Here is a 26774-nt window from a genome sequence, read left to right as displayed (position 1 = left end):
CGATTATCGGCGTACGGATTTCGACTGAGATAAAGGAAACACGGTGAGGTATCGAGCCGATGTTGACTTATCGTAGGGAGAAGACGTAGAAATACGCTAGCCGATAGGCGGTGGAGCTGGACAAATTCAAGATTCAAGGTTTAAGGTTTCTCTCCCATCCGGTTTTGAGGGAATAAATAAAAATTTCCTATTGAAAACAAAAATTATTTTTGGTAGAATAATTTTTGCCATTAAGGTCCGGTGATGAAGGCGGGAAGGCCACACCCGTTCCCATCCCGAACACGGAAGTTAAGCTTCCCAGCGCCGATGGTAGTTGGGGGGTTCCCCCTGCGAGAGTAGGACGTTGCCGGGCCAGATATTCCGCAGTAGCTCAGTGGTAGAGCAATCGGCTGTTAACCGATCGGTCGTAGGTTCGAATCCTACCTGCGGAGTTATGATGGAGAGCTGTCCGAGAGGTCGAAGGAGCACGATTGGAAATCGTGTAGGCGGCTAAAAGCTGTCTCAAGGGTTCGAATCCCTTGCTCTCCGCCATTATTACTTATACATTGGCCCGTTGGTCAAGCGGTTAAGACACCGCCCTTTCACGGCGGTAACACGGGTTCGAATCCCGTACGGGTCACCATTTCTTACATATTCAGGAGGATTAGCTCAGCTGGGAGAGCATCTGCCTTACAAGCAGAGGGTCGGCGGTTCGATCCCGTCATCCTCCACCATATTATTATCGCGGGGTGGAGCAGTCTGGTAGCTCGTCGGGCTCATAACCCGAAGGTCGCAGGTTCAAATCCTGCCCCCGCAATTTACATAATAGAAGGTCCCGTAGTGTAGCGGTTATCACGCCTGCCTGTCACGCAGGAGATCGCGGGTTCGAGTCCCGTCGGGACCGCCATTCACTTTGATACATAAACGTGGCTCGGTAGCTCAGTCGGTAGAGCAAAGGACTGAAAATCCTTGTGTCGGCGGTTCGATTCCGTCCCGAGCCACCACTGGCCGGTCTAGCTCAATTGGTAGAGCAACTGACTTGTAATCAGTAGGTTGGGGGTTCAAGTCCTCTGGCCGGCACCACGCAATATGGAGGGGTAGCGAAGTGGCTAAACGCGGCGGACTGTAAATCCGCTCCCTCAGGGTTCGGCGGTTCGAATCCGTCCCCCTCCACCATGTACAGGGGCATAGTTTAAAGGTAGAACAGAGGTCTCCAAAACCTCCAGTGTGGGTTCGATTCCTACTGCCCCTGCCACTTTAAAATGGCGGTTGTGGCGAAGTGGTTAACGCACCGGATTGTGGCTCCGGCATTCGTGGGTTCGATTCCCACCATCCGCCCCATACTTGATTGGGCCATAGCCAAGCGGTAAGGCAACGGACTTTGACTCCGTGATGCGCTGGTTCGAATCCAGCTGGCCCAGTATGCGGAAGTAGTTCAGCGGTAGAACACCACCTTGCCAAGGTGGGGGTCGCGGGTTCGAGTCCCGTCTTCCGCTCCATTGATGGCGGCATAGCCAAGAGGTAAGGCAGAGGTCTGCAAAACCTTTATCACCGGTTCGATTCCGGTTGCCGCCTCCATCAATATTTTGCCGGTGTGGCGGAATTGGCAGACGCGCACGACTCAAAATCGTGTGGGTTTATCCCGTGTCGGTTCGACTCCGACCACCGGTATAACTTAATCGTACTTAATCGTAATGAATAAAAACGGCGCCCAAATACGAACAGGCGCTGTTTTTTTTATAACAAAATGTACAGTGGCATAGGAAAGTTCAAGTTTGTATAGAAAGATAAAGAATAAAAGCGTTTACAAAAAACGAAATATAAATTAAAATTTCATTGTTATATAATAATCGGAATAATATTACATAATGCCTTGAATTTCCTGGGGAGATGAAGAAATGAAAATTAAATCTGCTGTACTGTGGGAATCGGGTGCACCCGTGCCTTATGAAGAAAGCAAACCGATTAAAATTGAAACATTGGAGCTGGATGAACCAGAATATGGGGAAGTATTAGTCAAAATGAAGGCGGCCAGTTTATGTCATTCAGATTTGTCGGTCGTGAATGGAAGCAGACCGCGGCCTTTACCAATGGCGCTGGGACATGAGGCTTCCGGTGAAGTCATAAAAACAGGCGAAGGTGTGGTTGACCTGGAGCCGGGTGACCATGTTGTCTGTGTCTTTGTGCCAAGCTGCGGACATTGTTTGCCATGCAAGGAGGGGCGCCCGGCGTTATGTGAAACAGGGGCGGCATCAAATACGGCAGGCACATTAATCGGGGGCGGCATCCGGCTGCATGTAGGAAAAAAGGATGTGAAACACCATCTCGGCGTATCCGCTTTTTCTGAATACGCTGTTGTGTCGCGCCGTTCTTTAATTAAAGTGGACAAAGATATTCCATTTGAAAAACTGGCTCTTTTTGGATGTGCTGTAATTACAGGCGTAGGCGCAGTTGTTAATACTGCCCGCATAAAGTTAGGGAGCACGGTTGCCGTTGTTGGCTTGGGCGGCGTTGGATTAAGTGCATTGATCGGGGCTGTTTCCGCGGGGGCCAGCCGTGTGGTTGCTGTAGACATTAATGAAAATAAATTAAAACAGGCGAAAAAGTTGGGGGCAACGGATGTCTTTAACTCTAAAAATGCTGATGTTGTGAAGAAAATCCTGGAAGCAACCGGCGGCGGGCTTGATTATGTATTTGAAACGGCGGGGGCAGTGACGGCGATGGAAGTGGCTTACGGGATTACAAAACGCGGTGGTACAACCGTCACAACGGGATTGCCGCACCCTGAACATCATTTTTCTTTCCCGTATGTTACGCTAACGGCAGAGGAAAGGACTTTGAAAGGGTCATATCTTGGCAGTTGTGTTCCGGAAAGGGATATTCCCCATTTTATCGATTTGTTTAAAAACGGCCGCTTGCCGGTTGACCGATTGGTGAGCGATTTTATAACTTTGGAAGAGATTAATGAAGGGTTCGATAAATTGGCAAAAGGGGATTCATCGAGGATTATTATTAAATTTGAGTAACCCAGTTGGTTCTAAAAATCAGCTTTTCACTTTATGCAAAGAGCACAAACAGCTGGCAAAGCATATTGCTTCCGATTGGGGAGATGCTATTTTACAATATATGTATCTTTCTAATAGTTTTTGAAAGGAAGCGGACAATGGGCAATCGAAAAGAACTGAAAGACATTGCATTTTCTGTTTTGGATTTAATCCCGATATTGGCAGGAAAAACGCCTGCGGATTCTTTTAAAAATAGCTTGGATCTCGCCCGGCATGTGGAAAAATGGGGTTACAAGCGCTTTTGGCTGGCGGAGCATCATAATATGGCAGGTGTGGCCAGTTCTGCCACAGCTGTTTTAGTTGGATATATTGCATCCGGTACAAATACGATCCGCGTCGGGTCTGGCGGGGTGATGCTTCCGAACCATGCGCCGCTGGTTGTGGCGGAACAGTTCGGGACGCTTGGTTCGATTTACCCGGGCAGGATTGACCTCGGGCTTGGGCGTGCGCCGGGAACAGACCAACTGACAGCGTTAGCGCTCCGCCGGAATTTAAAGGGCAGTGAAATGGATTTTCCAAACAATGTCCAGGAGCTGATGAACTATTTTCTTACAGAACAAGAGCGACGGACTTACGCGCGGGCCGTGGTGGCAGAAGGCGTTGAGGTACCTGTCTGGCTTCTCGGGTCAAGTACGTACAGCGCGACGCTAGCTGCAAAGCTCGGGTTGCCATTTGCTTTTGCGAGTCATTTTGCGCCAGCGCAGCTGTTTGATGCTCTGTACATTTACAGGGAAAATTTCAAGCCGTCCGCCTATTTGAAGGAGCCGTATGTATTGCTTTGCGTCAATGGGATCGCGGCGGATACGGATAAGGAAGCGGAGCGGACCGCCACGAGCCTGTTCCAGTTTTTCCTCGGCGTGATCCGGGGAAGATCACAGCAGCTCCAACCTCCTGTCAACAGCATGGAAGGCATTTGGACGCCTTATGAGGAAGAGATGGCGCGGCGCCAGCTCGAATATGCGTTTATCGGTTCGAAAGAGACAATTAAAGATAAGTTGCAGGATTTACTTGATGAAACAGAAGCGGATGAATTGATGTTTGTTTCACATATATACAACCATGAAGACCGGCTCCGTTCTTATGAATTGCTGGCCGGGCTGAAACAGGATTAAGGAAAAAAGCCCGTTTCGGAGAAAATCCGGAACGGGCAGGTTATGATGTTGTAAAATCTTTTTTTGAAATCCGGTTGACAATTTTTTAGATCTGGTTATAATTATATAAGTGATCTCCATCAGCACATTATATTTTGCCGGTGTGGCGGAATTGGCAGACGCGCACGACTCAAAATCGTGTGGGTTTATCCCGTGTCGGTTCGACCCCGACCACCGGTATACTTATTTGTTAAAAGCCCGCAATCATGTTAGCGGGCTTTTAAAGTCCCCTTTCTTGTTAAGGGGAAATACATTATTCAATAAATGGTTGATATGAAAGTTCTGAAATAACAATATAAGAGCTGATTCCCATCCGGTTAATACTTTTTCGTAATACGGTTGGAATTAACGCTATATTAAACCCAAGCCACCCAAATATGCCCGCGCCACAAGCAGTATATTCATCAAAACTGCTATTTTTATTCCCCGAAAAACGTATTTGACTGCATATACGATGAAGCTGTACCTTTCATTAACCACATTATAATCCTATTTTTCAAAAACAAAAATGAATATTGTATTCCACATGTCCGGCTCCGGCCGTGCACGTATTCATGTTGCTTTTGGTTTCCGTTAAAGCGCCCCATTTCAAAAATTCCTTCCACTTTGCTATCCTGTATGTATATAAAGAAGAAAGGTATGGTCAAATGAACAGGCATTTGATTTCCGCCATCTCGATTGTCTCCTTCGTTTCGGCGCTTTTTTTCCTGGCAGGGCTGGGAACGGTGCTGATAGACCAAACGACAGAAGCAAAATCTGTAAAGGTGGAAAAATCCGGAACGGGTGCGGACACGCCAAAAGCCGGCAATACAAAGCAAATTGTCATCACGGCAATTGGCGACTCGCTGACAAGGGGCACGGGCGATACGTCGGGAAAAGGGTATGCCGGCTATCTCGCGGATGATTTAAAGAAAAAAACGAAAAAGAAAATTCTGCTGCAAAATAACGGCATTAAAGGGCTTACTTCTAGCGGGCTGCTTGAACAGATCAAACAGCCACAAATCAGGCGCGAACTCCGGAATGCCGATATCATTTTGCTCACAATCGGCGGCAATGATTTATTCCAGGGCGGCGAGGCGCTCGATCATTTGAATGAAGCATACATTCAAAAATTGGAAAAGCCGTATTTGGCCAACTTGAAGCAGATTTATGCCGCAATCCGAGCGGCCAACAAAACGGCAACGGTTTATCATATAGGGCTTTATAATCCGTTTATTGACCTGAAGCGTTCCAAACTGACGTCGGCCATTGTCAGACAGTGGAATTTTGATTCTGCATCTCTTGCGGCAAGCTACCCGAAAATCGTCTATGTGCCGACATTTGACCTTTTTGAATTGAATACAAACGACTATTTGTACAGCGACAAATTCCATCCGAACACAGCCGGGTACAAGCTGATCGGAGAGCGCGTTGCTTCCCTGATCCATTTTAGCGAGGAGGATGCAAAATGACGGATGTACCGGCGCTTCAAGTGATTGATGTCCATAAAAAAATCGGCAAAAAAGAAATCATTAAAGGCATCAGCTTCGAAGTAAGGCCCGGGGAGGTGTTCGGGTTTCTCGGGCCAAACGGGGCGGGGAAAACGACGACGATCCGGATGCTGACCGGATTGATCCGCCCGACTTCCGGAAAAATTTTAATCGCCGGCAAAAATGTACAGACCGAGTTTACGGAAGCGATGAAAAATCTCGGTTGCATCGTAGAAAATCCGGAAATGTACCCGTATTTGACCGGCTATGAAAATCTTGAATATTTTGCAAGGATGGATCCGTCGATTCCGAAAAAAAGGATTGACGAAGTCGCGGAACTTGTTGATTTAAGCGCGCGCATCCACGACAAAGTGAAAACATATTCGCTCGGCATGCGGCAAAGGCTCGGCATTGCACAGGCGCTGCTTGGGAACCCGAAGCTATTGATTCTGGATGAGCCGACAAACGGCCTGGACCCTGCCGGCATCCGGGAGATGCGCGAATTTATCCGTTCTTTGGCGGGAAAGGAAGGCATGAGTGTGCTCGTTTCATCGCATTTGTTGGGCGAGGTGCAGTTAATGTGCGATAAGGTCGCCATTATTAACGAGGGGAAAGTGATCCGTACAGGAAGCGTCCACGAGCTGCTTGCCGAAAAAGAGCGCATCTTTTGGAAGGCAGAGCCTCTAGAAAAAGCGCGCGCCCTGCTTGCAGAAGAAACGCAGGTTACGGAAGGGGAAGGCTGTATTTTGGCCACCCCTTATGATGAAGGCAGAATCGCCGGGTGGAACCGGAAGCTCGTTGAAAACGGGGTAGAGGTAAAAGAAATGAAGGCTGTGCTGCCGGCGCTTGAGGATTTATTTTTGGATCTGACAGGGGGCGAACACCGTTGACCAAGTTGATTTATAATGAGCAGCTTAAGCTGTGGAAGAAAAAGCGAATCCTTGTAATTATCCTGATCATTGCCTGCCTTGTTCCAATTTTTACGTATGCACAGTACAAAGAATCGAAATCACTACAGGAAAAAATGGGGACAAGCGACTGGAGGGTCCAGCTCCAAAAGCAGATTGTCGATACACAAAACCGGCTTGGTTCTGCAAGCCTTTCCGATGATTTTAAAAAATATTTGCGGATTACATTAAGCCAGGAACAGTATTATTTAAACCATAATATTAACCCGAACGCGCCGGGTGCCCCGACGTTTATGCGGGTGTTTATCGAAAATGCAATCGGCCTGCTTCTGCCGCTGTTTGTAATGGTGGCGGCGAGCGATATCGTTTCTTCCGAGACAAGTAGAGGGACAATCAAATTGCTTTTGACAAGGCCGGTCAAAAGATGGAAAATCCTCCTCAGCAAATATATCGCGATGCTGCTCTCGGTTTCGTTTATTTTATTATGTACGGCGGTTTTGACGTATGCCATTTCCGGGATCGTATTCGGTTACAGCGGATGGAACCTGCCGATGCTGACGGGCTTTACAACAAAAGGAAACGAATTATTAACAACCCATGTGCATTCGGTTCCGCAATGGTCGTATTTGTTAATGGAGCTCGGCCTTGCCTGGTTTGTTTGTGTTGTGGCCGGAAGTCTCACGTTTATGCTGTCCGTCCTTTTGCGAAGCACAGCTGCTGTGATGGGGATCATGCTGTCATCGTTAATCGCGGGCGCCATCCTCACGAATATGGTTTCCGCCTGGCCGAGCGCGAAATATTTGTTTATGGTAAATCTCCAGCTGACCAATTATGTAAACGGGTCCAGCCCACCGGTTGAAGGAATGACGCTCGGCTTCTCAATAGCTGTCCTTTCTGTCTGGCTTGTATTTTCTCTCATTGTTTCTTTCGTTGTGTTTATGAAACGGGATGTTTATTAGACGCGGCATTTGCGGGACTACTGTGAAAACAAAGTGAAATTCAGAGAAAAACAGTAAAAATGAACAGTACCATTAATAAAATGATAAAGCAGGATTTTTTATAGAGCGGGGCGAAATCCGTTATGGCAAAACAAAAGGGGGAGATGCTGTGATTAAACGGTTTATCGTTGGAATGGGGATTGCTGCGTCCATGTTTATTGCAGGCGTCACTTATTTTTACTTTAATAAAGGGGAAGCCATCGCCACAGAGGCGGCACCCGCGAAAAAGCCGGCAGCGGAGGAAGAAACGGAAGCGAAAGCCGTGATCAAAGCAAGCTTCCGACAGAAGACGCCGAAAAACGAAATGCCGGCATACAGCAGCATGAGCGAGGATGAATTGGTACAGGAAGTACATAATATGACGCATCAAAAAGTGGAGGCAAGCGAAAAATGGGGTGTTTCCGAAATTACGAAGGATAAGGTGGACGCATTATATATGGCCATCCAAAACAAAAATTTCGGGGATCCCGGACTGCAGCACATGCTTCTTAGGATTTTAAAACCGTGGGAAAAAGGTGACTTCAGCAATGCGGTCAAAGCCCATAATGAAGTATGGTCCTACCAGCACGGCAATATCGGAAAAGCACAGAGGCTGTTGACGCCGGCCGAAGAAGCGGCATACATTAAGAAAAATTTTAAATAATCATGAGCATCAGGAAGTGGAGAAAGTGAAAATTTTAGGCGTATCAGGCTCGCTTACCGGCGAGAAAACATCGATCGGCGTTTATGAAGTGCTGATGGCTGCAAAAGCCGAAGATCCGAATGTGGAAACAGAATTGCTTGATTTAAAAGATTACGAGGTGGAATTTGTTAAGGGGTTTCCACTTTCCTACTATAATGACGACACTATCGAGGCCGTAAACAAGCTGTTGGATGCAGATATCCTTGTTTTCGGTTCGCCGATTTACCAGGCGTCCATTACCGGCGCTCTGAAAAATCTGCTCGACCATCTGCACCGGGATGCTTTCCAGTCCAAGGTTTGCGGCATCGTGATAAACGGCGGATCGGATAAGCATTTTTTGGTTGCCGAGTACCAGCTGAAGCCGGTTTTATCGTTTTTAAAAGCAACTTGCGCCGTCCGGAATGTGTTTATCCTTGATGATGATTTTAATGAAGACAATGAAATTTTAAACCCCGATATCCAGGCGCGCATCAGGCGGCTTGCCCGGGAGCTTTTGCAGCTGAAAAAAGGCTTGGAATAAACATTTCCTCGTATACATAAGCAGAAAAGAAGGGTATACATTGATAGCCAGTATACGGGGGGGTTATAAGTGTGAAAGCAGTTACGGTTCAAGGCGCGAAAGATATTTTGGTGAATGAAGTTGGGCGATCCGGTTATCAAAAAACAGGATGATATTTCGATGGATACATCGGCGGGTGATTTGCGGGTCGGATTTTCATATTTATAAAGGCACATTGCCGGTCCGGCCGGGATTTATCATCGGACATGAACCAATGGGGATTGTCGAAGAAGTCGGGCCGGATGTGGTCATTGACTGTGCCGGTATGGACGGAAAAAATCGGCAATTGAAGCGATTGAACAGAAACTCAAGCTTCAGGGCGGGACGATCAGTGCCATCCAGATTGCAATGGAAGCGGACCGCAAATTCGGCACGATCCAGCTGACAAGTGTGTATAGGTGGGTCGATTTATAATGCGTCTCCGCTCGGCAGGTTGTTTGGACGAAATATTACATTAAAAATGGGGCAGGCGCCTGCTCTCTACTACATGACGAAACTTTTTATCGATATTTGGAGAAAAAAGTTTGACCAGAATGAAATTGTCACCCATAAAATATTGCTCGGCAAAGCTAGCGATGCGTATAAAATTTTAACGACCATGAAGATCATTGCATTAAAGTCGTACTGAAGCCGTAATGAAAAAGTGCCGGGTGTTCTGTACACCGGCACTTTTTCGGTTTACTTTACGGTTTCAAACTCCCGTTTTAAAATATACTCTGCATGCGCCACTTCTTTTTTTGTCGGCGGCTCGATCCCCTTCAAAGGATAGTCGATGCCGAGAGCTTCGTATTTGTATACGCCCAACTTGTGGTACGGAAGGATTTCGATTTTTTCAACGTTTGGAAGCGAGTGGATGAAATCGGATGTTTTATACAAATCTTTATCGGTATCCACACCCGGAACGAGCACGTGGCGGATCCATACCGGGATGTGTTTATCAGACAGATAGTGGGCAAAATCAAGAATATGCTCGTTAGACATGCCCGTCAGCCATTTGTGCTTTTCGGGGTCAATATGTTTTATGTCCAGCAATACAAGATCCGTATATTTCATCAATTCATCCAGGCCTTTCATAAACCGCGTGCTGTGGGAAAAATTTCCGCCTGCTGTATCAATGCACGTATGGACGCCAATCTCCTTGCATGCTTTAAACAGTTCGATCAGAAAATCGATATGCAGCAAAGGCTCGCCGCCGCTGACTGTAATGCCGCCGCCGGAAGCTTCGATAAAAGGCAAATAGTCCTGCACGTCTTTCATAATTTCATCTACGGTCATTTCTTTGCCTTCGTTTATTTTCCAAGTATCCGGGTTATGGCAAAATTTGCATCGCAACGGGCAGCCTTGCGTGAATACGACATAGCGGATTCCAGGGCCGTCGACGGTTCCAAATGATTCGGTCGAATGAATACTCGTTGAGATTTTCATAAAAATCAAATCCTTCTTTTAGATTTCTGGACTTCCACAAGTTCAGGCTTCAAAAAAGGGGAGGGGGCATGGAGTGCATGCCGCCCTTTGTTTTTATCGATTACATCATTTCATGGAATGTACGGTTAATGACTTCCAATTGTTGTTCCCTTGTCAGTTTAATGAAATTAACTGCATATCCGGATACACGGATCGTTAATTGCGGATATTTTTCCGGATGATCCATTGCATCCAGCAATGTTTCACGATGCAAGACGTTGACGTTCAGATGATGCGCTTTCTTCGCCATATAACCGTCCAACATGCCGTCCAAGTTGGATACGCGTGTATCTTCTTCATGTCCGAGAGCTTCCGGCACGATGGAGAACGTGTTGGAAATGCCGTCCAGCGAATATTTATAAGGCAGTTTCGCAACAGAGCTCAGCGAGGCGACTGCACCATGCGTATCGCGGCCATGCATCGGGTTGGCGCCTGGCGCAAACGGTTCTCCGGCTTTCCTTCCATCCGGTGTGCTTCCCGTTTTCTTTCCGTATACAACGTTTGAAGTAATCGTCAAGATAGAAGAAGTAGGAACCGAATTGCGGTAAGTCGGATGTTTTCTCAGTTTTTCCATGAACGTTTTTACAAGGTTTACAGCAATTTCGTCGACACGGTCGTCGTTGTTGCCGTATTTCGGGAAATCACCTTCGACTTCATAGTCAACCGCAAGGCCGTTTTCATCGCGGATAACTTTGACTTTCGCATATTTAATTGCGCTTAAAGAGTCAACTGCAACGGACAGGCCGGCAACGCCGAATGCCATTGTGCGCAAAATTTTGCGGTCATGCAACGCCATTTCAAGCCGTTCATAAGAATATTTGTCATGCATGTAATGGATGATGTTCATTGCATTGACGTATACGCCTGCAAGCCAGTCAAGCATCCGGTCGTATTTTTCCATAACTTCATCATAATCCAGATATTCTGAAGTAATCGGCCGGTAAGGAGGCGCAACCTGGACTTTCAGTCGTTCATCAATGCCACCGTTAATGGCATACAGCAAAGCTTTTGCCAAGTTTACACGGGCGCCGAAGAATTGCATTTGTTTGCCGATCCGCATTGCCGATACGCAGCAGGCAATACCGTAATCATCGCCGTATTCTTCACGCATCAAGTCATCGTTTTCGTATTGGATGGCGCTCGTTTTAATTGACATTTTCGCGCAATATTGTTTCCATTTATCCGGCAGTTTTGTCGACCACAGCACGGTCAAGTTCGGTTCAGGCGCAGGGCCTAAGTTGTCGAGCGTATTCAGGAAGCGGAACGAATTTTTTGTAACGAGCGTGCGGCCGTCCAGTGCCATCCCGCCGATCGATTCCGTAACCCATGTCGGGTCGCCGCTGAATAGTTCGTTGTATTCTTCGGTCCTTGCAAATTTGACAAGGCGGAGTTTCATGACGAAATGGTCAACGAGTTCCTGCGCTTCCCTTTCTGTCAGGACACCGTTTTTCAAATCCCTTTCAATATAAATATCAAGGAAAGTGGAGGTGCGGCCCAAGCTCATCGCTGCACCGTTTTGTTCTTTAATGGCGGCAAGGTATGCAAAATACAGCCATTGAAAAGCTTCGCGGGCGTTTGAAGCCGGTTCGGAAATATCGAATCCGTAGCTTTGGGCCATTTGTTTCAATTCTTGCAAAGCGCGAATTTGTTCGGAATGTTCTTCGCGTTCCCTGATGACGTCCTCCGTCATGACGCCGTTTCCGATTAAATCGAAGTCTTTTTTCTTTTGCTCAATTAAATAGTCAACCCCGTACAATGCAACACGTCGGTAGTCGCCAATGATGCGGCCGCGCCCGTATGCATCCGGAAGTCCTGTAACGATTCCGGCATGGCGCGCCATTTTGATTTCCGGAGTATAAGCATCGAATACGCCTTGGTTATGTGTTTTCCGCCATTCCGTAAAAATATGTTTGATTTCCGGATCGATTTCATAGCCGTATGATTTTAAGGAATTTTCCGCCATGCGGATGCCGCCAAATGGCATCAAAGCGCGTTTTAATGGTTTGTCTGTTTGCAGACCGACAATTTTTTCAAGATCTTTGTTTAAATATCCAGGTGCGTGTGAAGTGATGGTAGAAACAACTTTCGTATCCATATCAAGAACGCCGCCTTTTTCGCGTTCCTGCTTGGATAATTCCATGACTTGATTCCATAATTTCAATGTAGCTTCTGTCGGGCCGGCGAGGAAACTTTCATCGCCTTCGTAAGGGGTTACATTTTTCAGGATAAAATCCCTAACGTCGATTTCATTTTGCCAGTTGCCGCCTTTAAAGCCTTTCCATTGTTCTTTGCTGAGTGGTGCTTTTGTAAGCAATTGTTCAGTCATTTGAATGGGCCTCCTTCAAGCCTTGTAGTAAGACTTCAACATAGTGCCTAAAAAAATGGATGAAGTTATTTGCTCATTAGTGAGCATTCCTTAATACGCTTTCATCATAGCATGTCATTCAAAAAAAAGATAGTGATATCGCTCACATTTTTCCGCGAAAAAATGCAGTTTTCAAAGAATGTTCAAATTATCTGCCAATAGATATATAATAGGAAGAAACGAGTCTGAACTGTTATAAAACAATTTGCTCATTATTTCACAATATTTGTTTTCTGAATAGAAATTTTTTAATTGGAAAACTTTGAAGGAAAATGTTCAATGTTTCACAAATTGGACACATCCTAATGAAAGCGATTGCTGTATAGTAATTTATGAAAGCAGTTACACAAAGGAGTGGTAAAGATGTTGACAGGATTGCGTACTGATTTTCAAATGCCTACCTTAAACTTATTTGGGCAGGGAACAGCTGAAGACATTGGAATCAGTCTAAAAAATCTTGGATGCCGTAAGCCGCTAATTGTAACAGATGCAGGACTTCATCAGCTTGGGTATTCTGATAAAATTGCAAAGTACATCAAGGAAGCCGGCCTAGAAGTGGCTATTTACCCAAAAGCCGAACCAAACCCGACAGATAAAAATGTGGAAGACGGGTTAAAAGTATATGAGGAAGAAAAATGCGACTCGATCGTTTCGCTTGGCGGCGGCAGCGCGCATGACTGTGCGAAAGGGATCGGACTTGTCGTGGCGAACGGTGGCAGAATCCATGACTATGAAGGGCTCGACCGTTCCGAAAAGCCGATGGTGCCTTTAGTTGCCATTAACACGACAGCCGGAACCGCAAGTGAAATGACGAAATTCACCATTATTACCGATACGAGCCGAAAAGTAAAAATGGCGATTGTTGATAAACATGTAACGCCGGTTTTATCAATCAATGATCCGTTGTTAATGGTTGGTATGCCGCCATCTTTGACCGCTGCAACCGGCCTTGATGCATTGACGCACGCGGTTGAAGCGTATGTTTCGACGGCAGCAACGCCGATTACGGATGCATGCGCGATTAAAGCGATTCAAATTATCCCGAAATATTTGCCGCGGGCTGTCGCAAACGGACACGACATCGAAGCACGCGAACAAATGGTATATGCGCAGTATCTGGCCGGCATGGCATTCAACAATGCGTCTTTGGGTTATGTCCATGCGATTGCACACCAATTCGGCGGCTTTTATAATTTGCCGCACGGTGTCTGCAATGCCATTTTACTCCCGCATGTCTGCCGGTTCAACCTGATTGCGCGGAAAGAAAGATTTGCGGACATTGCCGCGGCATTGGGCGAAAGGACAGAAGGATTAAGCGTACAAGAAGCGGCGGAAAAAGCGATTGCAGCAATCGAAAGGCTGGCGGAACAACTGAACATTCCGAAAGGCTTCAAGGAACTCGGGGCAAAAGAAGAAGACATCGAAATCCTCGCCAAGCATGCGATGCAGGATGCGTGCGCGGCCACAAACCCGCGCAAACCGACGCAAAAAGAAGTCGAAGCCATTATTGCGGCTGCAATGTAAATATTATAAAAAATAGAACAAATAAAGGGACATCTCTTCTGTTATAATCAATAAAGGTAGTTGAAAAGTTACTCAAAAAAACCGCCTCCATTCAATGTTTGCTAGACACTTACATTATAATGGAAAAGGCGGTTTTTTGTATTTTCTCTGTATATTGTATGTGTCAAGTTTTTCTCGACATCGTTTAAAAATCAGTGATTTCCAGACACTCTTTGTACGCTTTTGGCTACAGCGCTTTGCTTGCTTCTCTGGATAAGGGGCAATCCCAAAAGCAGTTAAACCGGGCATATGATGATCGCGAAATTTACTCGCTTTCCGCACGCGTCGCGAGCCTCCTCGCTCGTCCCTCAAGCACACTGGGTCTCGCCCGGCTCGCTTTTCCCGCAGAAGTCTCAGAAATTAGCGATCATTTATATTCCCAGCTTTTTAAAGGATGTTGGGATTGCCCCTTATCCAGGTGAAAAACCTAAATATCTTGCTTAAATTCCCTATTGCTGATACAGTGCTTGTATACAGGCTGATTGATCCCTGTTTTGCACCGATTGACGGGCGTACAGGCTGTTTAAGCAGCTGGGCGGGTTTTACAGCTTGCTTCTATTCGCGCTGCTTTCTTGCGCTTCTTGTTTGGTGTTTCAGATAAGCATTTCTTAATGTCCGGTTGGTTGAGCATTCCTTGTTATTTTAACCATGGCTTCCCCGCCTTCTTTGCTCCAATGCATCCCCCAGATGTGCCTTTGGTTGGATTCTCTGGCACCGCCCGGCACATTTTCCACTTTCTCTCTCCAGTCAAAAATGCGTTTCTAGTTCTTTTGGGATATAAGTACGGAACTCCTTGGTTTTTTGAGATGCTTCTCATCCGCCAATGTACTTTTATAGGTATCTAAATGCAATATAAACCTGCCTAAATCACGGGTATTTATCGCTTTTTTAACCTGTTCCTTCACTTCACTTTTTCCTCCCACGAATGTCTATACCCTGATCCTCCGTCGCTGTTTGTAATCATCCGTGCTTTTTGGGACACGGGTTTTAATCCATCAAAAAAGCTACGGCCTGTAACCTGCTTATTCCATTATTTACGATAATGAAATAATTTAGGCTACAGGCCAGCCAATACTCATTTTCGTGTATAGTGATGTCTACTTAGAAATGAAGTTGTTTGGGACAGCCCCCTATTTGTCTGTCTGAACGCGGGGCATCCGCATTTCGGCTTGTCCAGCTTTGGTGAAATCGCTTCATAAACGTTCAAAATTTATACATACACAAATAGGAGAAATGGCGATATGATAGAAAAGCAGTTGTTTGTGACAGAATTCACAATTAAATACTTCACGATGGAGATGGTTATTTATGTACGAAGCCGTTGATTCGGTTATTCAAATGGCACTCAATAAGAAAAAAGTGTTGGAAGAATCGCTGCTCCGTTATGTGACAAAAGCAGCTCTGGCAAGTATGTTTATCGGTTTCGCCATCATTATTTGTTATCGCCTTGCAGAGCCGTTTTTTGATGCAAAATCGCCAGTTACTTCTTTTATGAGTTCGATCTTTTTCGGCGCAGCACTCGTTTTGATTATGTTCGGCGGCGGAGAGCTTTTCACCGGAAATACGATGATGTTTTCGATGAGTACGCTGAAAAAAGCAACTACATGGAAAGATGCACTGGCAAACTGGGCGGCAACATACGCCGGCAATATTATCGGCGCCGCGATTTTCGGTTTGTTCATTCATTATACCGGGCTTTATGCCGATACGGAAAACAGCCAGTTTTTAATGACAGTTGTCAGTGGAAAAATCAGTTTGACCACTACACAAATGCTATTTCGCTCTATTCTTTGTAACTGGCTCGTATGTTTGGCTTTCTGGGTGCCGATCAATGTAAAAGGCGACGGCACAAAAATTGCTTCGATGATGCTTCTTGTGTTCGGATTCGTCATTTCCGGCTACGAGCACAGCATTGCCAATATGGTATTGTTCTCGTTATCCTTGGCAGCACCGCACCCGGATACGATCACACTGGCTGGTATTCTCCATAACTTGGGGGTTGTGACAATCGGCAATATGATCGGCGGCGGCGTATTTGTCGGCGCAATGTACGCTTTCTTAACCTCTAAGAAAAAAGATAAAGCTTCTGTTACCGTGATTGAAACAAAAACGGTATCAAATTTTTCAGCGGAAAAATAATGTTTGAAATTTAAAAGATAAATCAAGATATAAAATTTTGACAAAACAGTTCTTATAAGGTTTCTAAAGGTTGATTCGGAGTAAAAATTTTAGCAAAGATTCACGGTTAAAATGGCTGAAAAGACATTTCAAGTCATAAATCGGATAAAGTGTATCTTTACGGGGGCCGCAAAAGAAAACCAAAATCTTTTATATCAAATATAACGGGGCTGTCCAATTTTAATTGGCACAGCCCCTTTTTCCATTAACTTTGTATCAGCTGCAGAAATTGCCTTGTGCGCCCGTGTTTTGGATCTCCAAACAACTCTTCCGGCCTGCCTTGCTCGACAATAACGCCCTGATCCATAAAAATGACTTCATCCGCTGCTTCCCGCGCAAACCGCATTTCATGGGTGACAACGACCATCGTCATACCTTCTTCAGCCAGTTCCTTCATTACGTTCAGCACGCCGCTGACCAATTCCGGATCGAGCGCGGACGTCGGTTCGTCAAAGAGCATCACTTCCGGTTCCATTGCAAGGGCGCGGGCAATGCCGGCGCGCTGCTGCTGCCCGCCGGATAAACTGAACGGATACGCATCTTTTTTATCAAGCAGGCCTACTTTCTCGAGCAGTGTCTCTGCTTTTTGTACCGCTGCCTGCCGGTTTTCTTTTTTTACAATCACAGGGCCCTCGATCACATTTTCCAGCACCGTTTTATGCGGAAAAAGATTGTACTGCTGGAATACCATGCCGGATTTTCTGCGCAAAGCCGAGATCGCTTTTTTATCGGCGGGTTGGGAAAAATCGATTTTTAAACCGCCGATTTGGATTGTGCCTTTCGAAGGGACTTCAAGCGCATTCAGACAACGGAGCAGCGTCGTTTTGCCGGAACCGGACGGACCGATAATGACAACTACTTTCCCTTTTTCAACCTTAAGGTTAATGCCTTTTAACACTTCAAGGCTGCCGAATTGTTTATGCAAATTTTCAATTGTGATCAATGTTAGCCCCCCTTACCTACTGACATATTTGTCAAAACGCCCTTCAATTTTTTGCTGGATGACGGATAAAATAAAACAAATGGCCCAATACAGGAGAGCGGCTTCCACATACAGCAGCATAAATTCATATGTCGTAGAGGCGATTTCCTGCGCTTTCCGGAATAATTCGGTCACCAAAATCAGGGAAGCCAAAGAGGTATCTTTTACAAGGCTGATAAACGTATTCGACAGCGGCGGTACCGATACGCGGACGGCCTGCGGCAGCACGATCCTTCTGAGCGCCTGCATATAATTCATGCCGATTGCATAGGCAGCTTCCCACTGCCCTTTTGGGATTGACAAAATCGCAGCCCTGATAATTTCGGATGCATACGCACCGACATTAAGCGAGAAGCCGATGATGGCGGCAGGAAAAGGATTGATCGTGATCCCGACGGACGGCAGCCCGTAAAAGATGATAAATAATTGCACAAGCAATGGCGTACCGCGGATCGCCGAAACATAAACACGCGCAATCCACTGCAGCGGCTTTATGCTTGAAATTCTCGCCAGCGCGGTGACAAGTGCCAGTACGAGGCCGATGCAGAATGTAATCAAAGTTAAAGGAATGGTATAATATAAAGCTCCCTTCACCATCGGCAGAAGGGAACTTTGTGCTAATTGCAGCTGTTCATTGCTGATAAACCCCAGATTATTGAGATACATCTTCACCAAACCATTTCTTTGATATTTTTGTTAATGTGCCGTCTTTTTTCATATCGTTTAAAGCATCATTGACTTTATCCACCAATTTTCCGGAATTTTTCCGGAACATAAAGGCGGTTTTGCCGGCATCATTTGCTGTGGCGGCAACTTTGATCTGCGCATCCGGTTTTTGTTTTTTATAATCCAGATAAGTTAATGAATCGTTGATTGTCGCTTCCACGCGGTTTGAAGTCAGAAGCTGGATTGCCTGGTTAAAACCTTCAACGCTCACGATTTGGGCGCCGTTTTGTTTGGCGATGTCAGCATAGTTGCTGGTGAGCGACTGCGCCGTTTTTTTGCCCTTTAAATCAGTGAAAGACTTAATATCCGTATTGTTTTTTCGGACAATAACAACCGCTTTTGAAACCGTGTAAGGTGTTGAAAAATCATATTTTTTCTCACGGTCGGGGCGGATGCCGACCTGGTTTGCGATCATATCAAAACGTTTTGAGTTGAGGCCTGCGAACATCGCATCCCACTGTGTTTCTTTAAATTCAGCTTTTAATCCGAGCCGTTTGGCGACTTCCTTTGCAACATCGATATCATACCCGGTTAGTTTACCGTTCTCGTGGTAAGAAAAAGGTGGGTATGTTCCTTCCGTTCCGATCAGGAGGACGCCTTTCTTTTTGATTTGGTCATATAAGTCGTTTGATTTTGATACGTTCTGGTTGTCTGTGTTGTTTCCGCACGCGGTTAATGCAAGCAGCAAACAAGCAACAGCCAGCCATTTAATGTATTTGCCCATGATGTCAACTCCCATTTACAAAATATAATTCTAAGTGTCTTACTATGTTTTACCCAGCAATTTGTATTTTAACCAATTCAATGAAAAATATCCAGCCTGACATATTGTAAAATGGTAAAAGAGACGTTTTAAAATGAAAGGGTGTTTCCAATGAAAGAAAGATTTGTCCATGTCACCGGAGGCAGGGTGTATTACAAAAAAACGAGCACAGGGAATAAAACGCCGCTTATTGTGCTGCACGGCGGGCCGGGGGGAACACATATGCCGATGCTGGCCCTGGAAGCGCTTGGGGATGAACGGCCCGTCATTTTTTACGACCAGCTCGGTTCCGGGAGATCGGACCGGCCCCATGATCCGTGCTTTGGAAACTGGAAAGATTTACGGAAGAGCTTGGGCAGGTACGGGAGGCGCTCAATTTAAAAGAAGTGCACATCCTCGGCCATTCTTGGGGACAATGCTTGCTGCAAGTTATTTGCTGGAGCAATCTGCAGGTGTAAAAAGTATTATTTTTTCAGGGCCGTGCTTAAGTGTGGTGCAGTGGAAAAAAAGACCAGGATGAGCATCGGAAGCAGCTACCCGTTAATGTGCAGGAAACGTTGGCGCGCTGTGAGCGGGAAGGCAGGACGGATTCAGAAGAGTACAAAGAAGCAATGAAAGTTTTTTATGAAAAATTTGTAAACCGGCTTGATGAAAAGCCGAAAGAATTGGAATCGGAATTTGCGCAGCCAAACGAAGAAGTGTACGTGACCATGTGGGGCGTCGGAATTTTACCCGACCGGTAACTTGAAAACTTTTGATGTTACAGGCCGCCTGCCCTGTTTACATGCGGCCGTTATGATGAAGCGGTGCCGGAAACGGTGGAAGCTTACAGCAGGTGTATTCCGGGGGCCAAGTTCCATGTGTTTGAGCACAGTTCCCACCAGCCGTATTTGGAAGAGCCGGAAGCGTATGTGCGCGTCATCCGGGAATTTTTGTCCGGGGTGTGACCCCAAAGACCCCAAACGGCATCCGCTTGGGGTCAGCGGACTTTCATGAGCAGGTAAAGAAACCAGACAGCGTGGTGCTGTTCGTCTTTTGCGGCATCTTCAAACGCCATTTTCATCACAGGATCCTGTACTGAATTGGCAATTTTCCTGTAAAAATCGACGGTATTTTGCTCGTCTTTTACCCCAAATTCCAAACCGCCCGTATAAGTGGGCGGGCACGGCTCATTGATTTTTGGCTGCGGCCTTGTGCCTGTGATATTGGTGTAAAATCCCGAAAACGTTTGAAAATGCCGGATTTCGTCATCACGGATTTCCATGATGATGTCGCGGAATTGGGGTGACGGGGCTCTGCGCGCAATCTGTTCATAGCAGGCAATCGCACTGTATTCGCCGTTAATTGCCCGAATCAGGTTGGCAAGAAAAACCGCCTGCTGCGGATTTCCGGCTCCTGGCTGTACATTTCTATATCCGATTTCATAATCGTATGGGTCATAATACATCGGTTTCCCTCCTCATTTTTAACCGTAATAATTTATGCCGGACGGATGAGGATGGTTCCGATATGTTTTCCCAAAGCACCAATACAGAGTTTAAAAAATTGCCGGAAATGCTTTATAATAGTAATGTCTGTGGCGGATCCCGCCGCGCGAGCCTTTAATTCTCAAAGAAAAGGAGCAAAAGAATGGAAAAAGTACTTGTTTTTGGGCATAAAAATCCGGATACTGATGCAATCTGTTCAGCCATTGCGTATGCAGAATTAAAAACAAAATTAGGTGTCGAAGCGGAAGCGGTCCGTTTAGGGGAGCTGAACAATGAAACGAAATTCGCTTTGGAAACGTTCCATGCGGAAGCACCGCGCCTTGTCCAATCGGTCGCAAATGAAGTAAAAAACGTCATTCTCGTTGACCATAACGAACGCCAGCAAAGCGTCGATGATATCGAAAATGTGCGTGTTTTGGAAGTTGTCGATCATCACCGCATCGCCAATTTTGAAACAAGCGACCCGCTCTATTACCGCGCGGAACCGGTCGGCTGCACGGCGACAATTTTAAATAAATTATATAAAGAAAACGGCGTTGAAATCCGCAAAGAAACAGCCGGATTGATGCTTTCCGCCATCATTTCCGATTCCCTGCTGTTTAAATCTCCGACGTGCACGGAAGAAGATGTGAAGGCAGCGAAAGAACTGGCGGAAATTGCCGGTGTTGATGCGAATACATATGGTCTGGAAATGCTGAAAGCCGGCGCTGATTTGAGCGACAAAACGGTTGAACAGCTCATTTTATTAGATGCAAAAGAATTCGACATGGCCGGACATAAAGTCGTCATTGCCCAAGTCAATGCGGTCGACACGAATGATGTGTTTGTAAAACAGGCGGAACTCGAGCAGGCCATCCAATCCGAAATTGAAAACAGGGGGCTCGACCTGTTCCTGTTTGTTGTGACGGACATCTTAACGAATGATTCCGTCGGGCTTGCCCTCGGAAAATCGGCTAATATTGTCGAAAAAGCGTACAATGTGAAGCTCGAAAATAATACGGCAACGTTAAAAGGTGTCGTATCTCGCAAAAAACAAATTGTTCCGGTTTTGACAGAAGCGTTTAACGGTTAAAAAAATCCGGTGCCCGCACATGGCACCGGATTTTTTTACAGACTCGTCCTGTGAATTTCGCTTATTTTTCACGGTGTATCCGCCGGTTAATGAAATAAAAATTGGAATATTGCCGAGCGGGTTCATCACGGCAAAAAAACCGGGCGAAAGTTTTATAATCTCGCCACACAATCCCCTCACTCCTTCTTTAATATAGATTTTCCATTACATTACCCGGAAGGTTGAAGATGTAACGGTTTTTCGGGAATTAAAAAAACAAAGAGTATCTTCCTTTGGACTTTTTCCTTCAATATAAGTTAGGAAAACATTCAAAATGATTTCTTTTACTTCATATCCTTTTTCATTCCGTGTGAAACAAGCAAACGCCTTTACATATGACACTTTCTTTTATTATAATATTGCATATCATTTTTATGAGAAGCTGGATTGCTTTGAACGCAGTGTTTCGTCCGGAAGACGGGCGGGGTGTTGCGTTTTTTATTGTGCCAATAAGCGGGAATTTACATAAATTGGAATTTACCCAGGAGGTGAAAACATGGATGTAGCCGAATTAAAAAAGGAAGTCATTGTATTTAGTAAAACAATTGGGATCGATAAAATCGGATTTGCTTCCCCCGATCCATTTACCGAAATGAAACAGCGGCTGATCCGCCAACAGGAGCTTGGCTATCAGTCCGGTTTTGAAGAAAAGGACATTGAAAAAAGGGTGACACCTTCTTTGATTTTTGATTCCCCACAGTCAATCATTGCAATTGCGCTCGCTTACCCTTCAAAAATGAAAAATCCGCCGAAAGGGAAAAAAGGTGAACGGCGCGGTATTTTTTGCCGGGCATCGTGGGGGGAGGATTACCATACGATTTTAAGGGAGAAGCTTGCGAAGCTCGAAGCTTTTCTCAAGGAAAAAGTGGAAGGTGCGCGCTGTAAATCGATGACCGATACCGGCGAGCTCGCAGACAGGGCGGTTGCCGAGAGGGCAGGCATTGGCTGGAGCGGAAAAAACTGCGCGATTATCACCCCCGAGTTCGGTTCGTACGTTTACCTCGGGGAAATGATTACGAACATTCCGTTTGAACCGGATACCCCTTTGGAAGACCAGTGCGGTGACTGCCGGAAATGCCTGGACGTATGCCCTACCGGCGCGCTTGTTTCGGCCGGACAAATCAATGCGAAACGCTGCATCAGCTATTTGACGCAAACAAAAGATTTTTTGGAAGACGAGTTTAAGGTGAAAATCGGGAACCGTGTGTACGGCTGTGATTCATGCCAAACCATCTGCCCGAAAAATAAAGGCATGGATTTCCATTTTCACGAAGAAATGGAACCGGAACCTGAAGTGGCCAAGCCGCTACTTGAACCGATCCTTCGTTTAAGCAACCGGGAATTTAAGGAACTGTTTGGCCATGTTGCCGGAGCCTGGCGCGGCAAAAAGCCGATCCAGCGCAATGCCATCGTTGCACTTGCCCATTTTAAAGAAGAAAGTGCCGTGCCGGAACTGATCCGGCTTTTGCATGAAGATCCGCGCCCGGTAATCCGCGGGACGGCCGGCTGGGCGCTCGGGAAAATTGGCGGGGAAGAAGCGAAAGGGGCGTTGCTTGTGGCGCAGAACAAAGAAGAAGATCCGGAAGCACTGGAGGAAATCCGTAAAGGGTTGGCATTTTTCGAAATGGACTGATTGACCCTCCTTCTACGACATATAGTGATGGGGAGAGGGGGATTTTGTGTGAAAGAACAAGTCCAGGCGCATTTAGAAAACCGGCTGGCCCATCTTATCGGACGCGGGATAGATCGGGAGTTTGAAGATATCGAACAGAAAAAGGCCCAGCTTGCAAAAAGAAATGCAGGCATTGTTAAAGTGAAGGCGGATGCAAAGGTCACCCGGACCGAACAGAAAGGCAGCCACAGCTTTCTTTATTATCAGGTGCATATGCAGTATGTCATTAAACAAAAAAGCACTTTTTATATTGAAGAAGCGCTGGAGGAAAGGCGGGCTTCCTTTTACGAAGGACGCCTTTATGAAGATGAAGAGATGGTTCCCGCATATCCGGACTTCCATGGAAAAAATCCGGATATTGGGGAGATGCGGGCTGCGGAAAACGTTGATGTGCGGATTCCGTATGTGTATGACAGGCTAAAAGCTGTCCAGTATGCGGAAAAGTGGTGGAACAGCTTTAATCCGGCGTATAAATCGTTTACGGATGACTGCACGAATTTTATTTCGCAGTGTCTCCATGCCGGTGGGGCGCCAATGCGGGGATATCCGGACCGGAACAAGGGTTGGTGGATGCAAAACAATAATTGGAGCTACAGCTGGACGGTTGCCCATTCTTTTAAAACGTATCTGCAATATTCTAAGGCAGGATTGCGGGCAAAAGAGGTGTCCTCGCCGCAGGAGTTAAAGTATGGGGATGTTATTTGCATAGACTTCCAGGGGGACGGCCGCTTCGACCATTCGTTGATCGTGACCGGTTACGATTATTACGGCATGCCGCTTGTCAATGCCCATACAACAAATAGCCGGAAGCGATACTGGACGTATGAAGATTCATCCGCTTATACGCCTAATATCCGGTACAAGTTTTTTACAATCGAAGATGACAGCTGAAAAAACGTGATATAATAAGTCCCGAGGTGACAAAATTTGAGCTTGCATGTTGTATTATACCAGCCTGAAATTCCCGCCAATACGGGCAATATCGCGCGGACATGTGCGGGGACCGGGACAACGCTCCATTTAATCCGCCCGCTTGGCTTTTCAACGGATGATAAAATGCTGAAAAGGGCGGGGCTCGATTATTGGAAGTACGTGAATATTATTTATTATGATTCCCTGGAAGAGTTTTTTGAAAAAAACGAAGGCGGCGAAATATATTTTATTGAAACATTCGGCGAAAAGTTTTTTACCGATTTTGATTTCAGCGACTCGGAAAAAGACTTATATTTCATGTTCGGCCGCGAAACTTCCGGGCTGCCGAAAGGTTTGATCGAAAAAAACAAGGACCGCTGTCTCCGCATCCCGATGACGGACAAAGTGCGGTCGCTCAACCTTTCCAATACAGCCGCCATTTTAGTGTACGAAGCATTGCGGCAGCAGCATTATCCAGGGTTAAAATAAAAGTACGGCCCTATTGACACGGGCCGCACTTTTATTCTTCCCGAAAGTTTTCCCCTTTTTCCTCGTATCCGGCAGTAAAAATTGCACCCAGGAATGAAATCGCTACTAATGCAATGAGGATCGTTTTCAACTGGACATTCCCCCCTGATTTTTTCCTTCTTTGAATTCCATTATAGTCTATTTGATTGAAATATGTACAGATTTAAAATTTTCATTTATTTGCTGCAAACTTCCCCCAAAAATAGGGTATTGCCTCTTTTTATCATGTTCGCGGGCTTGGGTGCATAGATTATATAAACGTCTCTTCAACAAGATGACAAGGGGAGGTACTAAATGGATATTCTGAAAAAGCTGGAAAACTACCGTGAAGAAGAGGAAAAGTTGAAATGGGAAGGAACGTTCAGGGATTATCTGGCCCTTTTGAAAGAAAAGCCATGGATTGCACAATCTGCTCATTCCCGAGTTTACAATATGATTAAAGACGCCGGCGTGGAAGAAGTTGATGGAGTAAAGAAATACCGGTTTTTCAGCCACCAGTTATTCGGCTTGGAAGAGGCACTTGAAAAATTAGTGGAAGAGTATTTCCATCCGGCCGCCAAAAGGCTTGATGTGAGAAAACGGATTTTACTGCTGATGGGGCCTGTCAGTGGCGGTAAATCGACGCTTGTCACGATGCTTAAAAGGGGCCTTGAAGCTTATTCGCGCACCGAGCAGGGCGCTGTTTACGCCATCAAGGGATGCCCGATGCACGAAGACCCGCTTCATTTGATCCCGCAGCATTTGCGGGATGATTTTTATGAGGAGTACGGCATCCGGATTGAAGGGAATTTGTCCCCTTTAAATATGCTGCGGCTTGAGGAAGAGTATGGAGGCAGGATCGAAGAAGTGCTTGTCGAAAGGGTTTTCTTCTCCGAAGACAAACGGATCGGGATCGGCACATTCAGCCCTTCTGATCCAAAATCCCAGGATATTGCCGATCTGACAGGAAGCATTGATTTCTCGACGATTGCAGAGTACGGTTCGGAATCGGATCCGCGCGCCTACCGCTTTGACGGGGAACTGAACAAGGCGAACCGCGGCATCATGGAATTCCAGGAAATGCTGAAATGCGATGAAAAATTCCTATGGCATCTCCTATCGCTGACACAGGAAGGCAATTTCAAGGCTGGACGTTTTGCGCTCATTTCCGCGGATGAACTGATCATTGCCCATACGAACGAAACCGAGTACCGTTCATTTATTGCCAATAAGAAAAATGAAGCGTTGCACTCGCGGATCATCGTCATGCCGGTTCCATATAATTTAAGGGTATCCGAGGAAGAAAAAATTTACGATAAAATGATCCGGGAAAGCGATGTCGCTGATGTCCACATTGCACCGCATACGCTGAAGGTTGCTGCGATGTTTACGATTTTAACGAGGCTGCGGGAACCGAAGCGGGCGGATATTGACCTGTTGAAAAAAATGCGCCTGTACGATGGTATGGCGGTGGAAGGGTTCAATTCCCAGGATGTAAAGGAATTGAAAAATGAATACCCGGATGAAGGCATGTTCGGCATCGATCCGCGTTATGTCATCAACCGCATTTCCTCCACGATCATTAAGAAAGAAATGAAATCCATCAATGCCCTGGATGTGCTCCTGTCCTTAAAAGAAGGGCTGGACCAGCATCCGTCGATCACCCCGGAACTGAAAGAAAAATATTTAAACTTTATTTCTTTGGCGCGGAAAGAATATGACGAAATTGCAAAAAAAGAAGTGCAGAAAGCGTTTGTGTATTCGTACGAAGAATCCGCCAAAACATTGATGGACAATTATCTCGACAATGTCGAAGCCTATTGCAACAAAGTCAAAATGCGCGATCCGCTCACCGGCGAAGAAATCAACCCGGACGAAAAGCTGATGCGTTCGATCGAAGAGCAGATCGGCATTTCCGAAAATGCGAAAAAAGCGTTCCGTGAAGAAATTTTAATCCGCATCTCGGCATATGCGCGTAAAGGAAAACGGTTTGATTACAATTCGCACGACCGCCTCCGCGAAGCGATCCAGAAAAAGCTGTTTGCCGATTTAAAAGATGTTGTCAAGATTACCACTTCAACGAAAACTCCGGACGAACAGCAGTTGAAGAAAATCAATGAAGTCGTTGCTCGTTTAATTGATGATTACGGGTATAATTCCACATCTGCAAATGAACTGCTGCGCTATGTAGGAAGCCTGCTGAACCGGTGAAAAAAACCCGGCAGTCGGGAAG

Annotated in this window: 21 protein-coding genes, 16 tRNA genes, 1 rRNA gene and 4 pseudogenes; 34 read left to right on the top strand and 8 right to left on the bottom strand. The window is 46.0% G+C overall.

Annotated features, from left to right (window positions below; all coding sequences use genetic code 11):
* The first annotated feature begins 236 nt into the window (after nt 1-236).
* The 26 genes and pseudogenes from rrf to BpJC4_RS01680 form a co-directional block, all read left to right on the top strand.
* Nucleotides 237-352: ribosomal RNA gene (rrf, locus tag BpJC4_RS01800) — 5S ribosomal RNA — on the top strand.
* A gap of 7 nt (nt 353-359) precedes the next feature.
* Nucleotides 360-431 (top strand) — tRNA-Asn (locus BpJC4_RS01795).
* A 7-nt stretch (nt 432-438) separates the two neighbouring features.
* Nucleotides 439-531 (top strand) — tRNA-Ser (locus BpJC4_RS01790).
* 16 nt (nt 532-547) lie between these two features.
* Nucleotides 548-622, top strand: a tRNA-Glu gene (locus BpJC4_RS01785).
* Between the two features lie 15 nt (nt 623-637).
* Nucleotides 638-713 (top strand) — tRNA-Val (locus BpJC4_RS01780).
* A gap of 9 nt (nt 714-722) precedes the next feature.
* Nucleotides 723-796, top strand: a tRNA-Met gene (locus tag BpJC4_RS01775).
* 14 nt (nt 797-810) lie between these two features.
* Nucleotides 811-886: transfer RNA gene (locus tag BpJC4_RS01770), tRNA-Asp, on the top strand.
* A 21-nt stretch (nt 887-907) separates the two neighbouring features.
* A tRNA-Phe gene (locus BpJC4_RS01765) sits at nt 908-983 on the top strand.
* A 3-nt stretch (nt 984-986) separates the two neighbouring features.
* Nucleotides 987-1062, top strand: a tRNA-Thr gene (locus tag BpJC4_RS01760).
* Between the two features lie 8 nt (nt 1063-1070).
* A tRNA-Tyr gene (locus BpJC4_RS01755) sits at nt 1071-1155 on the top strand.
* A gap of 5 nt (nt 1156-1160) precedes the next feature.
* Nucleotides 1161-1234: transfer RNA gene (locus BpJC4_RS01750), tRNA-Trp, on the top strand.
* Between the two features lie 10 nt (nt 1235-1244).
* Nucleotides 1245-1320 (top strand) — tRNA-His (locus BpJC4_RS01745).
* 8 nt (nt 1321-1328) lie between these two features.
* Nucleotides 1329-1400, top strand: a tRNA-Gln gene (locus BpJC4_RS01740).
* 3 nt (nt 1401-1403) lie between these two features.
* Nucleotides 1404-1478 (top strand) — tRNA-Gly (locus BpJC4_RS01735).
* A 5-nt stretch (nt 1479-1483) separates the two neighbouring features.
* Nucleotides 1484-1557: transfer RNA gene (locus BpJC4_RS01730), tRNA-Cys, on the top strand.
* A 10-nt stretch (nt 1558-1567) separates the two neighbouring features.
* Nucleotides 1568-1650 (top strand) — tRNA-Leu (locus tag BpJC4_RS01725).
* Nucleotides 1651-1877: 227 nt separating this feature from the next.
* Nucleotides 1878-3005 (top strand): zinc-dependent alcohol dehydrogenase family protein, encoded by a 1128-nt coding sequence (locus BpJC4_RS01720; RefSeq protein WP_151680193.1) that lies wholly within the window; start codon nt 1878-1880, stop codon nt 3003-3005.
* Nucleotides 3006-3142: 137 nt separating this feature from the next.
* Entirely contained in the window at nt 3143-4156 is a 1014-nt protein-coding gene (locus tag BpJC4_RS01715; protein WP_151680192.1) for an LLM class flavin-dependent oxidoreductase, read from the top strand.
* 136 nt (nt 4157-4292) lie between these two features.
* A tRNA-Leu gene (locus BpJC4_RS01710) sits at nt 4293-4375 on the top strand.
* Between the two features lie 467 nt (nt 4376-4842).
* A complete protein-coding gene (locus BpJC4_RS01705; protein ID WP_151697457.1) occupies nt 4843-5646 on the top strand; it encodes a GDSL-type esterase/lipase family protein in 804 nt (267 codons plus the stop codon).
* Nucleotides 5643-6554 (top strand): ABC transporter ATP-binding protein, encoded by a 912-nt coding sequence (locus tag BpJC4_RS01700; RefSeq protein WP_151680190.1) that lies wholly within the window; start codon nt 5643-5645, stop codon nt 6552-6554. The genes BpJC4_RS01705 and BpJC4_RS01700 overlap by 4 nt, the downstream gene beginning before the upstream one ends.
* Nucleotides 6551-7531 (top strand): DUF2705 family protein, encoded by a 981-nt coding sequence (locus tag BpJC4_RS01695; protein ID WP_151680189.1) that lies wholly within the window; start codon nt 6551-6553, stop codon nt 7529-7531. Before BpJC4_RS01700 ends, BpJC4_RS01695 begins: the two co-directional genes overlap by 4 nt.
* Nucleotides 7532-7679: 148 nt before the next feature.
* A complete protein-coding gene (locus tag BpJC4_RS01690) occupies nt 7680-8213 on the top strand; it encodes a DUF6241 domain-containing protein (RefSeq protein WP_151680188.1) in 534 nt (177 codons plus the stop codon).
* A gap of 25 nt (nt 8214-8238) precedes the next feature.
* Nucleotides 8239-8772, top strand: coding sequence for an NADPH-dependent FMN reductase (locus tag BpJC4_RS01685; RefSeq protein ID WP_151680197.1), 534 nt, complete (start codon nt 8239-8241; stop codon nt 8770-8772).
* A gap of 148 nt (nt 8773-8920) precedes the next feature.
* Nucleotides 8921-9007 (top strand): annotated as a pseudogene (locus BpJC4_RS17025) (hypothetical protein); the annotation flags it as partial.
* 39 nt (nt 9008-9046) lie between these two features.
* A pseudogene (locus tag BpJC4_RS01680) lies at nt 9047-9447 on the top strand (glutathione-dependent formaldehyde dehydrogenase); the annotation flags it as partial.
* Nucleotides 9448-9489: 42 nt separating this feature from the next.
* On the opposite strand, the gene pflA reads toward BpJC4_RS01680, so the two are convergent.
* Both pflA and pflB read right to left on the bottom strand, forming a co-directional pair.
* Nucleotides 9490-10236 (bottom strand): pyruvate formate-lyase-activating protein, encoded by a 747-nt coding sequence (pflA, locus tag BpJC4_RS01675; protein ID WP_151680187.1) that lies wholly within the window; start codon nt 10234-10236, stop codon nt 9490-9492.
* A 100-nt stretch (nt 10237-10336) separates the two neighbouring features.
* Nucleotides 10337-12601, bottom strand: coding sequence for a formate C-acetyltransferase (pflB, locus tag BpJC4_RS01670; RefSeq protein WP_151697456.1), 2265 nt, complete (start codon nt 12599-12601; stop codon nt 10337-10339).
* Nucleotides 12602-13003: 402 nt separating this feature from the next.
* Between pflB and BpJC4_RS01665 the strand changes: the two genes are divergently transcribed.
* The gene (locus tag BpJC4_RS01665) at nt 13004-14164 is read left to right on the top strand and encodes an iron-containing alcohol dehydrogenase (RefSeq protein ID WP_151680185.1); all 1161 of its coding nucleotides are present in this window, start codon (nt 13004-13006) and stop codon (nt 14162-14164) included.
* A gap of 426 nt (nt 14165-14590) precedes the next feature.
* On the opposite strand, the pseudogene BpJC4_RS16440 reads toward BpJC4_RS01665, so the two are convergent.
* Nucleotides 14591-15132: pseudogene (locus BpJC4_RS16440) on the bottom strand (ISLre2 family transposase); the annotation flags it as partial.
* A gap of 379 nt (nt 15133-15511) precedes the next feature.
* Between BpJC4_RS16440 and BpJC4_RS01660 the strand changes: the two are divergent.
* The gene (locus BpJC4_RS01660) at nt 15512-16342 is read left to right on the top strand and encodes a formate/nitrite transporter family protein (RefSeq protein WP_151680184.1); all 831 of its coding nucleotides are present in this window, start codon (nt 15512-15514) and stop codon (nt 16340-16342) included.
* Nucleotides 16343-16586: 244 nt separating this feature from the next.
* On the opposite strand, the gene BpJC4_RS01655 is transcribed toward BpJC4_RS01660, so the two are convergent.
* From BpJC4_RS01655 to BpJC4_RS01645, 3 genes are read right to left on the bottom strand one after another with little or no spacing between them, the layout of a single operon-like run.
* Nucleotides 16587-17324: an amino acid ABC transporter ATP-binding protein gene (locus tag BpJC4_RS01655; protein WP_151680183.1), complete on the bottom strand. Its 738-nt coding sequence runs from the start codon at nt 17322-17324 to the stop codon at nt 16587-16589.
* Nucleotides 17325-17336: 12 nt separating this feature from the next.
* Nucleotides 17337-18029, bottom strand: a complete 693-nt coding sequence (locus BpJC4_RS01650; RefSeq protein WP_151680182.1) for an amino acid ABC transporter permease — start codon at nt 18027-18029, stop codon at nt 17337-17339.
* Nucleotides 18016-18813, bottom strand: coding sequence for an amino acid ABC transporter substrate-binding protein (locus BpJC4_RS01645; protein ID WP_151680181.1), 798 nt, complete (start codon nt 18811-18813; stop codon nt 18016-18018). The genes BpJC4_RS01650 and BpJC4_RS01645 overlap by 14 nt, the downstream gene beginning before the upstream one ends.
* Nucleotides 18814-18963: 150 nt before the next feature.
* Here BpJC4_RS01645 and BpJC4_RS01640 point away from each other — a divergent pair.
* Nucleotides 18964-19799, top strand: a pseudogene (locus BpJC4_RS01640) (proline iminopeptidase-family hydrolase).
* A gap of 32 nt (nt 19800-19831) precedes the next feature.
* Here the strand turns inward: BpJC4_RS01640 and BpJC4_RS01635 are convergent.
* Entirely contained in the window at nt 19832-20299 is a 468-nt protein-coding gene (locus BpJC4_RS01635) for a ferritin-like domain-containing protein (RefSeq protein WP_151680180.1), read from the bottom strand.
* Between the two features lie 182 nt (nt 20300-20481).
* Between BpJC4_RS01635 and BpJC4_RS01630 the strand changes: the two genes are divergently transcribed.
* Nucleotides 20482-21411 (top strand): manganese-dependent inorganic pyrophosphatase, encoded by a 930-nt coding sequence (locus BpJC4_RS01630; protein ID WP_151680179.1) that lies wholly within the window; start codon nt 20482-20484, stop codon nt 21409-21411.
* Here BpJC4_RS01630 and BpJC4_RS01625 read toward each other — a convergent pair.
* Nucleotides 21346-21591: a MarC family protein gene (locus BpJC4_RS01625; protein WP_259370049.1), complete on the bottom strand. Its 246-nt coding sequence runs from the start codon at nt 21589-21591 to the stop codon at nt 21346-21348. The genes BpJC4_RS01630 and BpJC4_RS01625 overlap by 66 nt on opposite strands.
* Before the next feature lie 355 nt (nt 21592-21946).
* On the opposite strand from BpJC4_RS01625, the gene queG reads away from it, so the two are divergent.
* The 4 genes from queG to BpJC4_RS01605 all read left to right on the top strand — a co-directional run bounded on the left by queG (nt 21947) and on the right by BpJC4_RS01605 (nt 26752).
* Nucleotides 21947-23083 carry a tRNA epoxyqueuosine(34) reductase QueG gene (gene queG / locus BpJC4_RS01620; RefSeq protein ID WP_151680177.1) on the top strand — a complete coding sequence of 379 codons (1137 nt, stop codon included), beginning with the start codon at nt 21947-21949 and terminating at the stop codon, nt 23081-23083.
* Between the two features lie 48 nt (nt 23084-23131).
* Entirely contained in the window at nt 23132-24013 is an 882-nt protein-coding gene (locus tag BpJC4_RS01615; RefSeq protein WP_151680176.1) for an amidase domain-containing protein, read from the top strand.
* A gap of 36 nt (nt 24014-24049) precedes the next feature.
* Nucleotides 24050-24523: a tRNA (uridine(34)/cytosine(34)/5-carboxymethylaminomethyluridine(34)-2'-O)-methyltransferase TrmL gene (gene trmL / locus BpJC4_RS01610; protein ID WP_151680175.1), complete on the top strand. Its 474-nt coding sequence runs from the start codon at nt 24050-24052 to the stop codon at nt 24521-24523.
* 333 nt (nt 24524-24856) lie between these two features.
* On the top strand, nt 24857-26752 hold the full coding sequence (locus tag BpJC4_RS01605) for a PrkA family serine protein kinase (RefSeq protein ID WP_151697455.1): 1896 nt from the start codon (nt 24857-24859) through the stop codon (nt 26750-26752).
* Nucleotides 26753-26774 lie beyond the last annotated feature (22 nt).

It is taken from the genome of Weizmannia acidilactici (assembly GCF_008974185.1).
Classification (GTDB): Bacteria; Bacillota; Bacilli; order Bacillales; family Bacillaceae_C; genus Weizmannia; species Weizmannia acidilactici.
This window is presented reverse-complemented; position numbering and strand designations above follow the sequence as displayed.

What these genes read in the sequence shown, in the direction of transcription:
- BpJC4_RS01720 (WP_151680193.1), top strand. Translation starts at nt 1,878, where the DNA reads ATGAAAATTAAATCTGCTGTACTGTGGGAATCGGGTGCACCCGTGCCT.
- BpJC4_RS01715 (WP_151680192.1), top strand. Translation starts at nt 3,143, where the DNA reads ATGGGCAATCGAAAAGAACTGAAAGACATTGCATTTTCTGTTTTGGAT.
- BpJC4_RS01705 (WP_151697457.1), top strand. Translation starts at nt 4,843, where the DNA reads ATGAACAGGCATTTGATTTCCGCCATCTCGATTGTCTCCTTCGTTTCG.
- BpJC4_RS01700 (WP_151680190.1), top strand. Translation starts at nt 5,643, where the DNA reads ATGACGGATGTACCGGCGCTTCAAGTGATTGATGTCCATAAAAAAATC.
- pflA (WP_151680187.1), bottom strand. Translation starts at nt 10,236, where the DNA reads ATGAAAATCTCAACGAGTATTCATTCGACCGAATCATTTGGAACCGTC.
- pflB (WP_151697456.1), bottom strand. Translation starts at nt 12,601, where the DNA reads ATGACTGAACAATTGCTTACAAAAGCACCACTCAGCAAAGAACAATGG.
- BpJC4_RS01665 (WP_151680185.1), top strand. Translation starts at nt 13,004, where the DNA reads ATGTTGACAGGATTGCGTACTGATTTTCAAATGCCTACCTTAAACTTA.
- BpJC4_RS01660 (WP_151680184.1), top strand. Translation starts at nt 15,512, where the DNA reads ATGTACGAAGCCGTTGATTCGGTTATTCAAATGGCACTCAATAAGAAA.
- BpJC4_RS01650 (WP_151680182.1), bottom strand. Translation starts at nt 18,029, where the DNA reads ATGTATCTCAATAATCTGGGGTTTATCAGCAATGAACAGCTGCAATTA.
- BpJC4_RS01645 (WP_151680181.1), bottom strand. Translation starts at nt 18,813, where the DNA reads ATGGGCAAATACATTAAATGGCTGGCTGTTGCTTGTTTGCTGCTTGCA.
- BpJC4_RS01635 (WP_151680180.1), bottom strand. Translation starts at nt 20,299, where the DNA reads ATGTATTATGACCCATACGATTATGAAATCGGATATAGAAATGTACAG.
- BpJC4_RS01630 (WP_151680179.1), top strand. Translation starts at nt 20,482, where the DNA reads ATGGAAAAAGTACTTGTTTTTGGGCATAAAAATCCGGATACTGATGCA.
- queG (WP_151680177.1), top strand. Translation starts at nt 21,947, where the DNA reads ATGGATGTAGCCGAATTAAAAAAGGAAGTCATTGTATTTAGTAAAACA.
- BpJC4_RS01605 (WP_151697455.1), top strand. Translation starts at nt 24,857, where the DNA reads ATGGATATTCTGAAAAAGCTGGAAAACTACCGTGAAGAAGAGGAAAAG.